Raw genomic sequence first — 14,896 nt, 5'->3', positions numbered from 1 at the left:
CAGAAGGTTTGCCAGTTTTAACTAAAGGAGTAGATAAAACAGGAAACAAGCATTTCTAGTCTTTGTAAGACGAAATGACATATAACTAAGACGATTTGTCGAGTTTAAGTTGAATATAATACATATACTCTCTCTCGTTAACCGCTAGACGGTATTAAAACGTAAACTTGATTACTTATTATTGGGAACAAAAATGAAATTCAATAAAATTGTTAAAACCCTTACATTAGCGGCTACTTTAGGCCTTAGCCAAATGTCTTTTGCTGGTGTTGATACACAAACAGACGCAAACGACGTTATCTTAGCTGGTTATGATGCTGTTGCGTACTTCACTCAAAGCAAAGCAGTAGAAGGTACAAAAGAATTTACAGCGGTACATAAAGGCGCGATTTACCAGTTTAGTTCTGCAGAAAACAGAGATACATTTAAAGCTGATCCAAACAAATATGAGCCAGCGTATGGTGGTTACTGTGCATACGGCTCTACGTTTGGTAAGAAATTTGAAGTAAATGGTAAAGCGTTTGAAATTGTTGACGGTACTCTTTATGTAAACAAAAGCGAAAACGTATATGAGGCGTGGAAACAGGACATCCCTACATTCATCGATCAAGCTGATGAAAAGTGGAAAAACATTGAATTTAAAGCACCAAGCGAGCTTTAATTTCTAAATCATTGCTCTTGATTTGAAAACAGCACATTATTGTGCTGTTTTTTTATACCATTCAATGAACTGATCTCTCGTAATCGGTTTTGAAATAAAATAGCCTTGTGCCCATTCACAGCCCCACTGCTTCAGTAAATTTAAAGCTTCTTGGTTTTCTACACCCTCAGCTACTACTGACATATCAAAGCTATGAGCCAAATTAATTACCGTTTTTACAATGTGTTGATCACCTTGCTTAGTATCAAGTTGCATCACAAAACTCTTATCAATTTTTAACGTGTTAACAGGCAGGCTTTGCAGGTAAGCCATAGAAGAATAACCTGTGCCAAAATCGTCAATGGCAATGTTGAAGCCTTGTTTTTTATAGCTTTTCAATTGGGCTACCGCTTTTTCATGATCTCTAACTAAGTCACCCTCGGTGATTTCAAAAGATAAACTATCAACAGCTAAGCTGTTTTCATTTAACTTGGCCAGAATTGACGGCAGTAAGTGTTCAGTCATTATATCTTTAGCTGAAAGATTCACTGCAATTGTCACCATAACGCCGCTTTGCTTGAATTGCATAGCGTCACTGATTGCTCTATCGACAACCCATTCTGTTACCTGTTCAATAAAGCCTGCGTGTTCTGCTATGGCGATAAAGTCTTCTGGTGAAACAAAACCAAGCTTTTCGTTGTTCCAGCGTATTAGAGCTTCAACATCATCTACAGTTTGTGAGGCCAAATTCAATTTAGGCTGATAAAACAAATCGAGCTCGTTTTGCTGGTGGGCCAAAGCGTGCTTAAGCTCGGTTATAATGGACAAACGTCGTACATAGCGCTGCTCAAGCTCTGGGTCGTAATACAATACAAATTGACGAGTGATTTGCGCTTCGTCGAGTACGATATTCATGCGCTTAAACAAATCTTCTGCATTAGTACTGTGTTGAGGGCAAGTTAATATACCTAGGGCTACGGTTAGATCTATTTCTACATCACCGGTATCTATAGGTTTTTCTAAGGCGCTTTTGATGTCTTTTAATTGGGCTTCAGTTGGCGCGTTGTCCGGAACCCAAAGTAACTCGCCTCCGGTTAGTCGTGCAGATAATCCGGCTAACTTTTCAACTCGAGAGGCAAGTATCTTTAAACATCTATCGCCATTGTGATAACCAAAGCTGTCGTTAATACCGCGGAACCCGAAAATGTTTATGCCAATGGCAACGAAAGGTGTTGCAGAGCGAAATTTTTTGTCGAGTAGAGTTTCTATATGATTGCGGTTATATAACGACGTGAGTATGTCGTGCTGAGCTTGAAATATAATTTTATCTTCACGGGCTTGAATGTTCTTTTGCATGGTATTGAAAGTCGACGACAACTGTTTTAGCTCTAATGTATTAGAGGTGTCGTTTATGGCCTTACTGTAATCGCCAGTAGAAATTCTATGAGCCAATTGTGCCAACGTGGCTAGCGGAGTGGCTAGCCTCTTGGTAAGCAACCCTCCAAGTAACATGGCAAGCAAAATAGCAGCAAAACCAATTAGCGTAATGGTAATTTGCAGGCGTTTTGAGTCAGCAAATAGTTTTTTAGTATCTTCAGAAATAATAATTTGCGTGGTGTAACCGTAATCATCTGAAAGAACGACTTTTTTAGAAATATACGGAATGTCTTGTTTTACGGTAACCGAAAACCAGTTCAATTTTCTGCCCATTTGGGCCAAGGCGTTATCTAAGCACGCCTCACATAAGGTGCTAACAGAATAGGTAGTTGATTCGGCTCCTACAGCCTGAATTGTAGTATCAAGTTGAGTTATGGATTTTAGTTGATTGGTTAAGTCTGCGTTTAATTTAAAGCCCACAACGGCAATAGCAATAGGAGCAGGAGCATCAACAGTTAACAAGATAACTTGATAAGGTTCATCTTTTAGCACAATAAAAGCTGACGCACTGCCCTCCTGAATAACCATTTCTGTTAAGGTTTGAAAAGGAAAAGGCGAGTCACTTTCTAACAGCATTGGAATACTGGCAATATTACTCCCTTGTAACGAGACCAATGCCATAACGTCTGCGTTGATACGGTTACCAAAATTAAGTAATGCGCTGTCGATGGTGCCTTTGTCTTGCGTGGCTACGGCTTGTTTAAAACCAAAATCTGCGGTGAGTACTTTGGTTGAATCAAATAACCGGTTTTCTCTGTTTATCAGCTCTTGCTGTAACACCTTTTGTGCAACGTCGAGGTCTCGTTCAAGCCGTTTATTGGCCTGCTCTGAAGTCGCTAACCAAACGGTCACTATTATGGTGAAAAAAGTCAGTAACACCGCCCCTACAACGAGTCTGAAAATTCGGTGATTTAATGAATTTACCCTCAACGACTAGCACCTAAGGTTACGCCCCTACCTGGTAGTAATTGTAGTTCAAGGGTTTGGACTTCACTTTTTTCGCTATCAATAACAATGGATTGGCGCTCAGTACTGGTGGCCGATAAACGAGGGTGCCAAATTAAAAGCTCTGTTTCAGATGTATCTATTGTCGCAGAGCCCGTTTCATCAGTGACTGTGGTTAACTCGTTTTCAGCAACATATATATAACCCACCATGTTGTCGTGTATGTTACAACCAAGCACGACAATACCTGGTTTATCGAACACCACAGATTCTCGTTCCCCACCTTCAAACAGTCTAATTTGAAAGGGTTTTGGCGTGGAAAAACTATAAATATGGTGTTGTATATCATCGCTGTTTGGAAATATGACTTTTTGGCCGGCTTGAACGGCTAGAGTTCGAGGCGCAAACTGCCTTCTTTTTTGATCCATGTATACTGATCTTTTCAGAGGAATGGGTGTGTCACCAGTATTTTTTGCGGCAATAACGACAAACTCAACAGGCTCGTTGTTTTGATCAACAACTCGCAGTGTCACTGCATCGGCAAAAGATAAAAAACTAGAACTTAGGGCGAAAAAAAAAGCAAAGAAACGGGTTTTCATTGCGCTTCACTACAGCATGCTAAAAGTATTAAGCAGTTCAATGTCATCAGTATTTTCCTGAGTAAATGTGCTAAATCAGACATTTTTCTTTTAATCTTTGACACTAGACCTAAACCCAAGAAATAACAAATTTGGAACAAAGGTTTTTAGTAATTGTTAGGTGTTGGGTTGCAGTAACTAGTACTTGATGAGTTATAAATATTTGTTTTGCAGAGACTGAAAACTTTATTAACTGGAAGGTAATAATTAATCGATTTTTAGATAAACCATGTTTTGATTCGTTTCTCCCCATTGCGAATATAAGATAGATGAGGCATCAGGGTTAATAGTAAAAAAAGGCCTTATTCTATTATAATTGAATTCTCGTTGTGACAATATCGGGCGTTTTATGTCTTGAATATCTAATTCTAAAAACTGAGTAGTTAATACGTCATGGCTACTCCAGTAAACGTGTTTATACCCATCAATTGGCTACTAACATCGCTTATATGGATAGGGCTGTTTTTAATGGCTATGGGCGTTACGTTCGTGCCCATTAATAAAACCTTAAAACAGGACCCTATTAAGGCATTAAGAAACGAATAAGGTTTTCATGATTTTGGTTCTTGTTTTTAGTGTTATTTGTATAGAAGCGAAAGAGCCGAAATCTGCTTTAGTCTTGCCAGTAATATTAAACGCATTTTTCACCATTATCGTCAGATAGCACTTTCGCCAATAAACAATTTAGATTTTCTGCCATCCAAAAACCATTGGAGCTATTAGTTAAAATAACAATTCCATTCTTTGTTTTTGGATACACAATAAAACGAGAGTGCCAGCCTCTATTGTCACCGCCATGCCCGAAAAATAAGGGCTTTTTGCTGGTAACGAAGTATCCAAGACCGTAATTCCTGTGGGCTAGTTTGCCATCAGGCAATTTTGCATTAGATGAAATGGATGTCATCGTTGACACAGTTTGAGGTTTTAGTACGCCTCGGCCTGCCACAAGGTTATTGCTTAAAGTTAGCGCTGCGTTAGCGAAAATAGCTAAATCTTGAGGTGTAGATTGCAATCCAGCAGAACCCGTCGCAGCAAATTTCAATCTACCAGTCTCTTGCCCGTTTCGATCGTACGACTTGGCTAATTTTTCCAGTAGTTCAAGGTTTGGCTCAAAGCTGCTATTAAACATGCCAAGTGGGTGCAATATTTCTTTTTCCATATAAGTCGAAAAAGGCAGGCCTGTGATTTCTTCAATTAATAACTGTAATAACGTATAACCACCGCCAGAATATGACCATTTTTCTCCTGGTTCATAAATCAGCCTAACTTTTTCGCCTCCTAAATTAGCGCTTTCTGAGAGTGAAACTTCAATTGACGGAACGTTTTCGTTTAATTCATATTGAGGGACAGCATGTTGTGATAGTCCTGATGTGTGATTTAGCAATCGTCGAACAGTGACACCCGATGGGTTGTATGGAGAGCTTGGAATTTGCCATCGCGTAATATAATTTTGAATTGGTGTATCGAGTTCTATTTTTCCTTTTTCGACGAGTTTCATTACACCCCAAGCCGTCACTGATTTTGAAATAGAACCAAGGTTAAAAGCGGTGTGTTTATTTACTTTTTGTTTAGTTGTTAAGTCGCTATAGCCAAAATAGTAATATTTAGCGACCTTACCTTCTTCCAAAATACCAACGACCATGCCGGGAACATAATATTTTTTCATCAATATAGGAACGTTTGTTTCAAGCACATTATCTGTATAGTATGACTCGGCCATAGCCTTATAGCTGGTAATAAAAAGCACGATATACAAGATGAATTTCATTTTACTTTTTCCTTTGTAAATATAAGTTTTGAAAGTGAAAAATATTAAAGCTTTGTTCCTTACTATTTGCCTATATTGAAATTTCGATTTTTATCTGATGATTTGTTGATGTTTATAAAAATCAATTGGTTAAGTGAGTTTTAAAGTGATGAAAACGTTTAATTTGAACAGTATCAAAGTTGACGTTGAACGAAGCTGTTTGACTATTAATGGCGCTCAGGTGTCTATTGAGCCAAGAGTAATGGATGTGTTGGCCTATTTAGCCAGTCATCCAACACAAGTTATTACTCAGGAAACACTTTTTAATGCTTTATGGCCTAACACCACCTTTAGTCCTGGGGCTGTACAAAGATGCATTGCTCAACTTAGAAAGGTGTTGGGGGACGATGCAAAAAATCCGACTTATATTTTGACCCACCCTAAGCGGGGTTATAGCTTAGAAGTTTGTCCTACTTTTTCCAAAGACAATACCTCATATGGAAAATGGTGGATATTTGTCAGTGCTACTTTATCTATATTTGTTGTATTTATGTTTTCACAATCAATGAATAGTAATGAAGAATTTTCTGGAAAATTAGAGCCTGTTACATCTTCTGCTGCATACGACTTTAATCCTGTTTACTCGTCTAACGGTAAGTATTTAGCCTTTATTCGACAAGTGACAGAGGCGAATGAGATCGTTGTAAAAGACCTTGAGACAGGGGGGGAACGAATTGTTTTATCTGGTCAAAAAGACTACCAATCGCTTACGTGGAGTTTCAATGACGAACACTTTTATTTTATTACTCGAGAAAAAAGCAAAGAATGGGTAGGACAATTATCATTTGATGGCACAAGGCTAGCTCGGTTATTTGAAATTAATGAACCAAGTAGAATTTGGAAAGTCGTCGATAACCAGCTGTATCTATATTATTTATTAGTAGAATTGCCTGCAAATAACTCTGCAAAAATAAAGCTAATTCAAAGAGATAAAGTATCTGGAAAACAGGTAACAATATTGAAAAACAGTGAGGGGTTCGATCCGTACAGAATCGCAATCACGAACGATGGAAGTAAGTTAGCCATAGCGGGAGAGGCCGCAGATGGGAAGCTCGCAATTCGTATTTTTTCTCTTATTGAACATTATTTGTCTGACTCTATTTATAGTATGCCAATTGGGTTTACAGAGATCAGTTGGCATCCTGATAATGAAAAAATATTGGTTCACAATGAAAATAAACTTTTTACACTTGGTTTAAACGGCGACAAACAAGATATTCCGCTTTTTGGTTTTCATCGGGTGTTTAACCCAGAGTTTCATCCCAATGGCAATAAAATTGCTGTAACTTATTCACAGAATGATACCGACTTAATTGAACTACAGCCTCAACAAGGAAAAAGTTACCCTCTTATTAGTTCAACAGGCCAAGACTATTTAGGACGATATTCTCCTTCAGGAAAAAGAGTCGCGTTTGTTTCTTATCGAGCAGGAAGACCGCAAGTTTACGTTTTAGATAATGGCCAGCAACGTTTGATAAATGACAATCCTAAAGGTTTGACGATACGTCGGGCTCCTGTTTGGTCTAAAAATGAGAGTAAGATTTATTATGGGCTAGGGCAGACATTGTATGAGTATTCGTTAAATGATAAGAGTACTAAAGTACATACTATGCCGCCTTATTTCTCGGCTGTACTCGATGGATTTAGTGACGAAAGCACAATCTTAATAGCAACGAAGCGCAATAATAGCTACTACCTTGAAAAATTCGATTTATTGTCTTTTCAATCGTCAATAATAATGAATTCAGGTGAAAACTATTATGCTCGTTTAAACTTACAAGATGAGCTTGTTTTTTATAAAGATAAGCATCTATATTGGGGAGAGCGGGTGGTCGATATGTCGCTTAACCCGCCAATTGATGGAATCGTTATTCCTGTGGGAAATAGCCTGATATTTCAATCAAAAGACGGCATTTTTACATATGATGGTGATCTTTATTCTCCAGTTAAAGACAAGGTCTTAGGTACGCGAAAACAACTAATCGATGCCCACTCTATTGAGAAATTAATGTTTGTAACAAAGCCCAAAGAAAACAGCGGTATTGCTGAATTACATTAGCTTGTGTGTTTGGAGCATCTTGAGTAGGGCTCGTAAGTTATTTCTTTCCAATGACTGATTCTGTATCAACTAAACCTTGCCGAGCGTCTTCGGAGTGAGGATGCTTTGTTATTAAGAATTTGAAAGCTGGAATTGACGACTCGGGACCACTGCCATATCTAAGGGCATAAGCGCGATAAAGAAAAAAGCGCTCAATTTGTACATCATCACCATCGAAAGTGTTTGATACAGCTTGGTATACTTGTTCTAGCTTTCTATTGTCGTTTTCTAATACAGCTTCTAAAAACTGTTCTTTAAGTACAGCCATTCTGAATTTTTTTGGGGCGACAATTGCCATTACACTATCTGCTAACACATCAGTCCAAACGTCATGGGCATTCCCATTGGTTGCATAAACTAACGTATAGCTATCTAAACTATTTTTAGGATTAACATAATGACGTAGCTTTACATGATTTCCGCCATCATGGCCGAACAGGTTATATCCATCTTCAAAATCATACTCAAACCCAAATGCATAACGACCATTTCTTCCATCACTAAGTTTCATGGGTTTCCACATTTGTTTCAGTGTTTTTTGGCTGACGAACTTTCCTGATACTAAAGCGGTCATAAACGTTGCGAGATCGTTAGGGGTGGAGTAAAGAGCAGAATGAGGGAATGTATATTCAGGCCAATCAATATTTATATTTTTGCGTATTAGCCCATTAGAACCTCAGTAACTAGATACATGATTTTTAATTATGTCTTTTGCACTAGTGTGCCCTGTGTTTTCTAGCTCTAAAGGTGTGATTATCACGTCTGCTACTAATTCTTTATAAGACTTACCTGTTTTAGCTTCTAAAATCGCAGAAAGCAGAAGGTAGTTCGTATTGTTATAGCTGTTCATTGTGCCCAATTTGAAATGTTCTGGGTCATCAATAAGAGATAAGAAGACCGCTTTTTTGGTTGGTAAAAAGCTACCTTGGTTTATTGCTTTATCGAAATAACGAGGAATGCCAGACGTGTGATTAAGTAGGTGTTCTACCGTTACTGGTTGCCATTTTTTAGGAAGATAAGGCAAATACTCACGTATTGAGTTGCTAAGCACGACATTTCCTTGCTCAACCTGCTGCATCATTAACACGCTTGTAAATAGTTTGGTTATTGAGTAGCTGGGAAAAATGTGTTTTTCGTTAACACTAACGCCCAGCTCTAAGTTCGCAAATCCGTGATGCCCTTGATAAAAGTGCTGATGGTTTTTTAGAATTAAAACAGACTGTCCAACTACGCCATACCTTTCACTATTTTTAGCCAATTGCTGATTAATAGACTCAGATATAGGAGACGTATCTTTTCCCGATGCGTAAGCTAAATTCCAATTTGCTATTAACAACAAAAAAGAGGCTAAAAGAGTTAAGACTGAATATTTCATTGTCTTCCTGTGAAAATAATAAAAAGTTGATGTTTAGTCGAAATCAACAATAGTAAGGTTTAAATCGAAAAGGCACTCTTAACGTCACATCATGCCACTATTTCTATGAATAATTGGCATGGTCGAATAAAACCCTACTCAATATTCTGGATCTGTTCTCGCATTTGCTCTATCAATACCTTCAATTCAACCGCTGATTGTGTGATTTCAGTGTTAATTGATTTAGAGCCCAGCGTATTAGATTCGCGGTTAAACTCTTGCATCATAAAGTCTAGGCGTCGGCCTACAGCACCGCCTTTCTTTAAGATTTTTTTGGTTTCCGCAACATGAGTGTTTAGCCTGTCTAGCTCTTCGGCAACATCGATTTTTTGCGCAAGCATAATCATTTCTTGTTCTAAACGGCCAGCTTCCAGTTCGACTTTGGCTTCGTCGAATTTGCTTTGAAGGCGGTCTTTTTGCCAATCCATAATGGTGGGCAGGTGGGCTGCAACTTTTTCAACTTCTACAGTAATGTTGTCTAGGCGCTGTTCGATAAGCGCTTTTAGGCTGCTGCCTTCAGAAGCGCGGGCTTCGATAAACTCGTTTAGTGTTTCGTCAAACGCGGTTAGTAATGTGGCGTTGAGTTCGTCCATATCGGTTTCTTTCGCACTTAAAACACCAGGCCAGCGCAATATGTCTACTGGGTTGACACCTGACGATTGGCCTTGTGATTGTACCCATTCTGCGGCGTCTAGTAGTTGTTTTGCTAAGCTTTCATTGAGCTGAAGTGAACTAGCTGCTGCGTCGTTACTTGCGAAGCGAAGGGCGCATTCTACTTTTCCGCGCTGAAGCTGTTTTTTGAATCGCTCTCTTAAAACAGGTTCCAGTGAACGAAATTGTTCAGGTAGACGAAAGTAGGTTTCTAGAAAACGTTGGTTGACCGAGCGAATTTCCCACGTGGCGGTACCCCACTCTCCTTTAATTTCTTTGCGGGCGAAGGCGGTCATACTGTAAATCATAAGGGTACTCTTTGTTGCGAATGAAATTTTTAAGGTGCTTATAGTCGTGCATGCGCCAGACGAATTCAATGGCAATTGCATAAGTTTGTTGTTTTTCAATGGAAGGCGAAATTTCTGACACTGCATTTACAATTATTAATGTATAATTCCGGCAAGTTATTATCATTATCTAGGAATCATAAAATGCGCTCATGCGGCAGAACTGTTAGTCAAATTCGACCTGTTACGATTACCCGTCAATACACCTGTCATGCTGAAGGCTCAGTATTGGTTGAGTTTGGCAATACCAAAGTATTATGTAACGCAACAGTAGAAGAAGGCGTTCCTAGATTCATGAAAGGCCAAGGTAAAGGTTGGGTGACTGCTGAATACAGCATGTTACCTCGTGCAACCCATACCCGCAGCCAGCGTGAAGCGGCCAGAGGTAAGCAAGGTGGCAGAACATTAGAAATTCAGCGTTTAATTGCCCGTTCATTGCGTGCCGCGGTTGATTTAAAGCTATTAGGTGAAAACACCATTATTATCGACTGCGACGTTATTCAAGCAGACGGCGGTACTCGTACTGCGTCTATTACCGGCGCTTGTGTGGCTTTGGTTGATGCACTTACTTATTTGCGTTCAAAAGGTATTATTAAAGCAAACCCACTGAAACACATGATTGCAGCCTTGTCTGTGGGAATTGTTAATGGCGAAGCCGTTGCTGACCTTGAATACACAGAAGATTCCATTGCTGAAACCGACATGAATGTTGTAATGACAGAAACGGGCAGCCTTATTGAAGTGCAAGGTACCGCTGAAGGCGAACCGTTCACCTTTGATGAAATGGATGAAATGCTACAGCTTGCAAAAAGCGGCTTAAAAGAACTTTTCGATATACAGAAAACAGCGTTGAACTAATGAAAGATTATCAAAAAGCGTTTATTGCCTTTGCCATTGAGCGAGGCGTATTAAAATTTGGCGAATTCACATTGAAAAGTGGAAGAGTAAGTCCTTACTTCTTTAATGCGGGCCTGTTTAACACTGGCGGTGATTTAGCCAAGCTTGGACGTTACTATGCATCGGCTATTGTCGATGCAGGGATTAGCTTTGATGTATTGTTTGGTCCGGCGTATAAAGGCATTCCAATTGCGACAACTATAGCGGTTTCGCTGGTAGAACATCACAATATTGATGTGCCGTATTGCTTTAATCGAAAAGAAGCAAAAACTCACGGCGAAGGCGGCAATTTAGTAGGTAGCCCATTGTCGGGCAATGTACTTTTAGTGGATGACGTTATCACCGCGGGTACGGCTATTCGCGAATCCATGACGTTAATTGAACAACAAGGCGCGAATTTGTCGGGAGTGTTAATCGCACTTGATAGACAAGAGCGAGGCAAAGGCGAGTTGTCGGCTATTCAAGAAGTAGAACGTGACTTCAACACACAAGTGGTGTCTATAGTGAGCTTAGCCGATGTAATGACCTATGTTGAAGAACATGGTGATTTACACGAGCACGTCGACGCTGTTGCTGCATACCGTGCGAAATACGGTATCTAAGACTATGTCTTTTAACGCGGATCACACCTTGGATACTTTGGGCTTATTATGCCCTGAGCCCGTTATGATGGTGCGAGTTCAGTTGCGTAAAATGGAGATAGGGCAAACCGTTGAAGTGATTGCTGACGATCCAGCAACCAAAAGAGATATTCCCAGTTTCTGCCACTATATGAACCACACCTTAGTGGCAAAACAGGACGAAACTCTACCTTATCGGTTTGTCGTCAAAAAAGACCAATAAAAAGGCCAATAAAAAATGCCAATCAGCGAAACTGATTGGCATTTTATGTTTTAACTCTGTTTTTTCTTATTCAGGTTTTTTGAACTTGAATGTGAATCTGTCTGAATTACCAGTAACCGATTTAACACCAACTTCATAACGCAACTCGTCGTCTTCACGATAATGAAGTGTTGAGTAATCAACAAACTCAAAACCCGCTTCTTGAATTTCTTTTATCGCCAATACTGGGTCTACGCGACGTCTGTTTGAACGTGTATCTGGTTCCATGTGGCGCTTAGTGTGGTCTACAACACCGTAAATACCACCTGGCTTTAAGGCTTCAAAAGCCACTTTGTTCATGGCACGGCGACCCGCTTCATCAAAGTTGTGGTAGTTTCTGAACGTCAACACCATGTCTAAGTCTTTGACTTCTAGCGAATCGATTTCTAAAGAAAGTAAGCGCGCGCCTTCTTCACGATTGAATTTTGCATCTTCAGCGACTATTTTCATTTTGGAAAACGCAGGATCTTTTCCTAAAGAACTTTTTAATCGACCAGTACCAATAGCTGCGTAGTATTCGCCGTGATCAGCAACTGCTGGGTATATAAGCTTAGTGTACCAACCACCGCCAGGAATAAGCTCAGCGACTTTCATGTCGCTTTCTAAACCAAAGAACTGCAATGTTTGCACAGGTCTGCGGTTTCTATCTCGCTTAACCTCGGCTTCGGTTCTTATTTCAGACTCCATCGCTTCTCTTACTTTCGCTTCAATTGAGTGATCTTCACCGTCATGAGCAAATGAAGTTCCTGCGCCAAGTAGGGCTAGTGCGGTAAGTGATAACGCGAGTTTTTTCATCGGGTGTTTCCTATTTTATGTTAGTTAGCATCTGGGTGAACAATAATGTCGCCGTCTTTCATAACGAAAGCCACTGTTTCTAATAAGCTAATATCGTTTAACGGGTTGCCTTTAACCGCAATGATATCGGCAAACTTTCCTTTGCTGATGGTACCTAAGGTATCATCAACGTTAAGTAATTCTGATGCACTACGAGTGGCACTGATGATGGCTTCAGCCTCGGGCATACCGGCTTCTACCATTAGAGAGAATTCTTGAGCGTTATCGCCATGAGCCGACACGCCGCTGTCAGTACCAAACGCAATGTTCACCCCTGCTTTGTATGCACGAGCGAAGGTGTCTTGTATTAATGGGCCAATAGTGGCGGCTTTAGGTCTTACTATCTCTGGAAAAAAACCGTCTATTTTTGCCTTTTTCGCAACAAAATCACCCGCCAATATAGTAGGTACGTAGTAGGTACCGTTTTCTTTCATCAACGCCATGATCTCTTCGTTCATGTAGGTGCCATGTTCAATCGAATCTACGCCAGCCTTTATTGAACGTCGCATACCTTCTTCACCATGGGCGTGAACGGCGACTATCATGCCATAATCTTTTGCGGTAGCCACAATAGCGTCCAGTTCATCGCTCATGAATTGTGGATTTTGACCATTTTTGGCAACACTTAATACACCGCCAGTTGCCGTAATTTTAATGACATCAGCACCTTCTTTATAGCGCTGTCTTACTGCTTTTCTAGCTTCAGCAATGCCATTTACCACGCCGTCTTTTGAGCCGGGATCACCTTGTAAATCGTTGCTCATACCATTGGTAGGATCGGCGTGGCCACCTGTTGTCGCAATGGATTTTCCTGCGCTAAAAATTCGGGGGCCTTGGGCTATGCCTTTTGAAATCGCATTTCTTAATGCAATGGTTTCGTTTTTACTGTCGCCTAAGTTTCTTACACTAGTGAAGCCTGATGCTAAAGTGATTTCGGCATAGTTGGCCGCACTAAGGGCTAGGTCAGCTTCGTTGTCAGTAAATCGCTTTATATACGTACTAGGGCCTTCATGTTGACCCGAAAGGTGCACGTGCATGTCCATTAAACCAGGTAAGACTGTGTAGTTTTTTAGGTCAATAACCGTATCGTCAGCGCGAGGTTTTATATAACCAGATTTCACTTCAACAATTTTATTGTCTTGAATCACTACAGTTTGTTTTGAGAGGGTTTTATCTGATTCAGCAGTAAATAATGACCCTGCATGAATGAGGGTATCTGAATAAGCTGAATTAGACATCAGCAACGCAGTAGCAACACAGCCAAGTAATTTGTTCAAATCTGTCACCTAAGTAAAACAATGAAAGATCCACTTTAAGTGAATCTTCCATGCATGGCAAAACAACTCGGCCCTGTTCTGCGATGAGTCGTTGATTAAATCAGTTAGTTATTGCTCTCTCGCTTCTAGCAGACTTTTAATTTCCCTTAATTTTGCTTTTATACGACGCATATTATCTGGCCCTGTACGCAGTAGCTGCTTTTGCGGCGCATTTAAATTCTCTAGCCGTTCGTCTTTGTATTTGTATGTTACTGAATCGGTAAACACTTCTACAGGAACCGGTACTTCGGGAGTATCGAGTAGGGTATCAATGGCGTCAATAAACACTGAATTGAAAGTTTGATTGCTTGCGGCAATTTGTTCAAAGGTGTTCATCATGTCATCTTCGTAACGTTCAAACAGTGTTAGCAAGCGTTCACTTTCAAGTGATTCCATGGCATTCACATAAGGTGTGTAGCGTTTGTAGCTGGCGGGGTCGACCCAGTATCGGTTCGCCTGCTGATATACTCTAAATGCCTTTTCGGGCGGATTCAAAAGGCGCTGATTTGGCGCTATTTCACCGTTGGATAAATTCGCGATAGTTACCACAAAACGTTCCAATAGTGCGTCATCAACAAGTAAATCAACAAGTGCGTTATTGTTCGCGATAGTCACCAGTGCACTTTCAATTGCGGCATCGCTGATATCAACAGGGATAGGTTCAGGTTCTACATATTCGGGCTCTGGCTGAGGTTCATCAGGTTGTCCTACATCCAGTTCAACAGCTTCGGGACTGGGAATGGACTCAAAAACATCTGGCTCGATTAGGGGCTCTTCTTGTGTTTCAGGAAAAATCTCATCAGCGGGAGAAACAACGACTTCTGCGGCTTCAGGAACGTCTTGTTGGGGCGTTTTATGTTCGTTTGATGGCGGCGTATCACTTGATGGCCATAACAAAATTGCAAGTAAAACAATTACAATCACAGCAATAATGATTATATGAGGCTTTATAGATTGAGGTGTTTTATGTTCTTGCATAGTGTTTGCCTT

At 40.2% G+C, this 14,896-nt stretch carries 12 protein-coding genes and 1 pseudogene; 5 read left to right on the top strand and 8 right to left on the bottom strand.

Annotation, left to right across the window (positions count from 1 at the left end):
- Positions 1 to 193: 193 nt before the first annotated feature.
- Entirely contained in the window at positions 194 to 661 is a 468-nt protein-coding gene (locus J3L16_RS13715) for a YHS domain-containing (seleno)protein (protein WP_242698841.1), read from the top strand.
- A gap of 36 nt (positions 662 to 697) precedes the next feature.
- On the opposite strand, the gene J3L16_RS13710 is transcribed toward J3L16_RS13715, so the two are convergent.
- From J3L16_RS13710 to J3L16_RS13700, 3 genes are all read right to left on the bottom strand, one after another.
- Positions 698 to 3,007, bottom strand: a complete 2,310-nt coding sequence (locus J3L16_RS13710) for a GGDEF domain-containing protein (RefSeq protein WP_207613563.1) — start codon at positions 3,005 to 3,007, stop codon at positions 698 to 700.
- Positions 3,004 to 3,621 carry a methylamine utilization protein gene (locus J3L16_RS13705; RefSeq protein WP_207613562.1) on the bottom strand — a complete coding sequence of 206 codons (618 nt, stop codon included), beginning with the start codon at positions 3,619 to 3,621 and terminating at the stop codon, positions 3,004 to 3,006. The genes J3L16_RS13710 and J3L16_RS13705 overlap by 4 nt, the downstream gene beginning before the upstream one ends.
- A gap of 670 nt (positions 3,622 to 4,291) precedes the next feature.
- Positions 4,292 to 5,428, bottom strand: coding sequence for a serine hydrolase domain-containing protein (locus J3L16_RS13700; RefSeq protein WP_207613561.1), 1,137 nt, complete (start codon positions 5,426 to 5,428; stop codon positions 4,292 to 4,294).
- Positions 5,429 to 5,576: 148 nt separating this feature from the next.
- Between J3L16_RS13700 and J3L16_RS13695 the strand changes: the two genes are divergently transcribed.
- Positions 5,577 to 7,526, top strand: coding sequence for a winged helix-turn-helix domain-containing protein (locus J3L16_RS13695; RefSeq protein ID WP_207613560.1), 1,950 nt, complete (start codon positions 5,577 to 5,579; stop codon positions 7,524 to 7,526).
- Positions 7,527 to 7,563: 37 nt separating this feature from the next.
- Here J3L16_RS13695 and J3L16_RS16325 read toward each other — a convergent pair.
- Both J3L16_RS16325 and J3L16_RS13680 read right to left on the bottom strand, forming a co-directional pair.
- A pseudogene (locus tag J3L16_RS16325) lies at positions 7,564 to 8,940 on the bottom strand (serine hydrolase domain-containing protein).
- 134 nt (positions 8,941 to 9,074) lie between these two features.
- The gene (locus J3L16_RS13680) at positions 9,075 to 9,938 is read right to left on the bottom strand and encodes a YicC/YloC family endoribonuclease (protein WP_207613558.1); all 864 of its coding nucleotides are present in this window, start codon (positions 9,936 to 9,938) and stop codon (positions 9,075 to 9,077) included.
- Positions 9,939 to 10,121: 183 nt separating this feature from the next.
- Between J3L16_RS13680 and rph the strand changes: the two genes are divergently transcribed.
- The 3 genes from rph to tusA are packed head-to-tail and all read left to right on the top strand — an operon-like array spanning position 10,122 to position 11,717.
- On the top strand, positions 10,122 to 10,835 hold the full coding sequence (gene rph, locus J3L16_RS13675) for a ribonuclease PH (protein WP_207613557.1): 714 nt from the start codon (positions 10,122 to 10,124) through the stop codon (positions 10,833 to 10,835).
- Positions 10,835 to 11,476 (top strand): orotate phosphoribosyltransferase, encoded by a 642-nt coding sequence (gene pyrE / locus J3L16_RS13670; RefSeq protein WP_207613556.1) that lies wholly within the window; start codon positions 10,835 to 10,837, stop codon positions 11,474 to 11,476. The genes rph and pyrE overlap by 1 nt, the downstream gene beginning before the upstream one ends.
- A gap of 4 nt (positions 11,477 to 11,480) precedes the next feature.
- Entirely contained in the window at positions 11,481 to 11,717 is a 237-nt protein-coding gene (gene tusA, locus J3L16_RS13665; protein ID WP_207613555.1) for a sulfurtransferase TusA, read from the top strand.
- Between the two features lie 66 nt (positions 11,718 to 11,783).
- Here tusA and J3L16_RS13660 read toward each other — a convergent pair whose 3' ends face one another.
- From J3L16_RS13660 to J3L16_RS13650, 3 genes are all read right to left on the bottom strand, one after another.
- Entirely contained in the window at positions 11,784 to 12,551 is a 768-nt protein-coding gene (locus J3L16_RS13660; protein WP_207613554.1) for a class I SAM-dependent methyltransferase, read from the bottom strand.
- A 20-nt stretch (positions 12,552 to 12,571) separates the two neighbouring features.
- Positions 12,572 to 13,828 (bottom strand): amidohydrolase family protein, encoded by a 1,257-nt coding sequence (locus J3L16_RS13655; RefSeq protein WP_207613640.1) that lies wholly within the window; start codon positions 13,826 to 13,828, stop codon positions 12,572 to 12,574.
- Between the two features lie 147 nt (positions 13,829 to 13,975).
- Positions 13,976 to 14,884: a DUF3014 domain-containing protein gene (locus J3L16_RS13650; RefSeq protein WP_207613553.1), complete on the bottom strand. Its 909-nt coding sequence runs from the start codon at positions 14,882 to 14,884 to the stop codon at positions 13,976 to 13,978.
- Positions 14,885 to 14,896 lie beyond the last annotated feature (12 nt).

It is taken from the genome of Alteromonas sp. 5E99-2, assembly GCF_017368475.1.
Lineage (GTDB): Bacteria > Pseudomonadota > Gammaproteobacteria > Enterobacterales > Alteromonadaceae > Alteromonas_F.
This window is presented reverse-complemented; position numbering and strand designations above follow the sequence as displayed.

Bases quoted from the DNA above. Each gene is read 5' to 3' on its own strand.
- J3L16_RS13715 (WP_242698841.1), top strand. From the start codon at position 194: ATGAAATTCAATAAAATTGTTAAAACCCTTACATTAGCGGCTACTTTA.
- J3L16_RS13705 (WP_207613562.1), bottom strand. From the start codon at position 3,621: ATGAAAACCCGTTTCTTTGCTTTTTTTTTCGCCCTAAGTTCTAGTTTT.
- J3L16_RS13700 (WP_207613561.1), bottom strand. From the start codon at position 5,428: ATGAAATTCATCTTGTATATCGTGCTTTTTATTACCAGCTATAAGGCT.
- J3L16_RS13695 (WP_207613560.1), top strand. From the start codon at position 5,577: ATGAAAACGTTTAATTTGAACAGTATCAAAGTTGACGTTGAACGAAGC.
- J3L16_RS13680 (WP_207613558.1), bottom strand. From the start codon at position 9,938: ATGATTTACAGTATGACCGCCTTCGCCCGCAAAGAAATTAAAGGAGAG.
- rph (WP_207613557.1), top strand. From the start codon at position 10,122: ATGCGCTCATGCGGCAGAACTGTTAGTCAAATTCGACCTGTTACGATT.
- pyrE (WP_207613556.1), top strand. From the start codon at position 10,835: ATGAAAGATTATCAAAAAGCGTTTATTGCCTTTGCCATTGAGCGAGGC.
- tusA (WP_207613555.1), top strand. From the start codon at position 11,481: ATGTCTTTTAACGCGGATCACACCTTGGATACTTTGGGCTTATTATGC.
- J3L16_RS13660 (WP_207613554.1), bottom strand. From the start codon at position 12,551: ATGAAAAAACTCGCGTTATCACTTACCGCACTAGCCCTACTTGGCGCA.
- J3L16_RS13655 (WP_207613640.1), bottom strand. From the start codon at position 13,828: ATGTCTAATTCAGCTTATTCAGATACCCTCATTCATGCAGGGTCATTA.
- J3L16_RS13650 (WP_207613553.1), bottom strand. From the start codon at position 14,884: ATGCAAGAACATAAAACACCTCAATCTATAAAGCCTCATATAATCATT.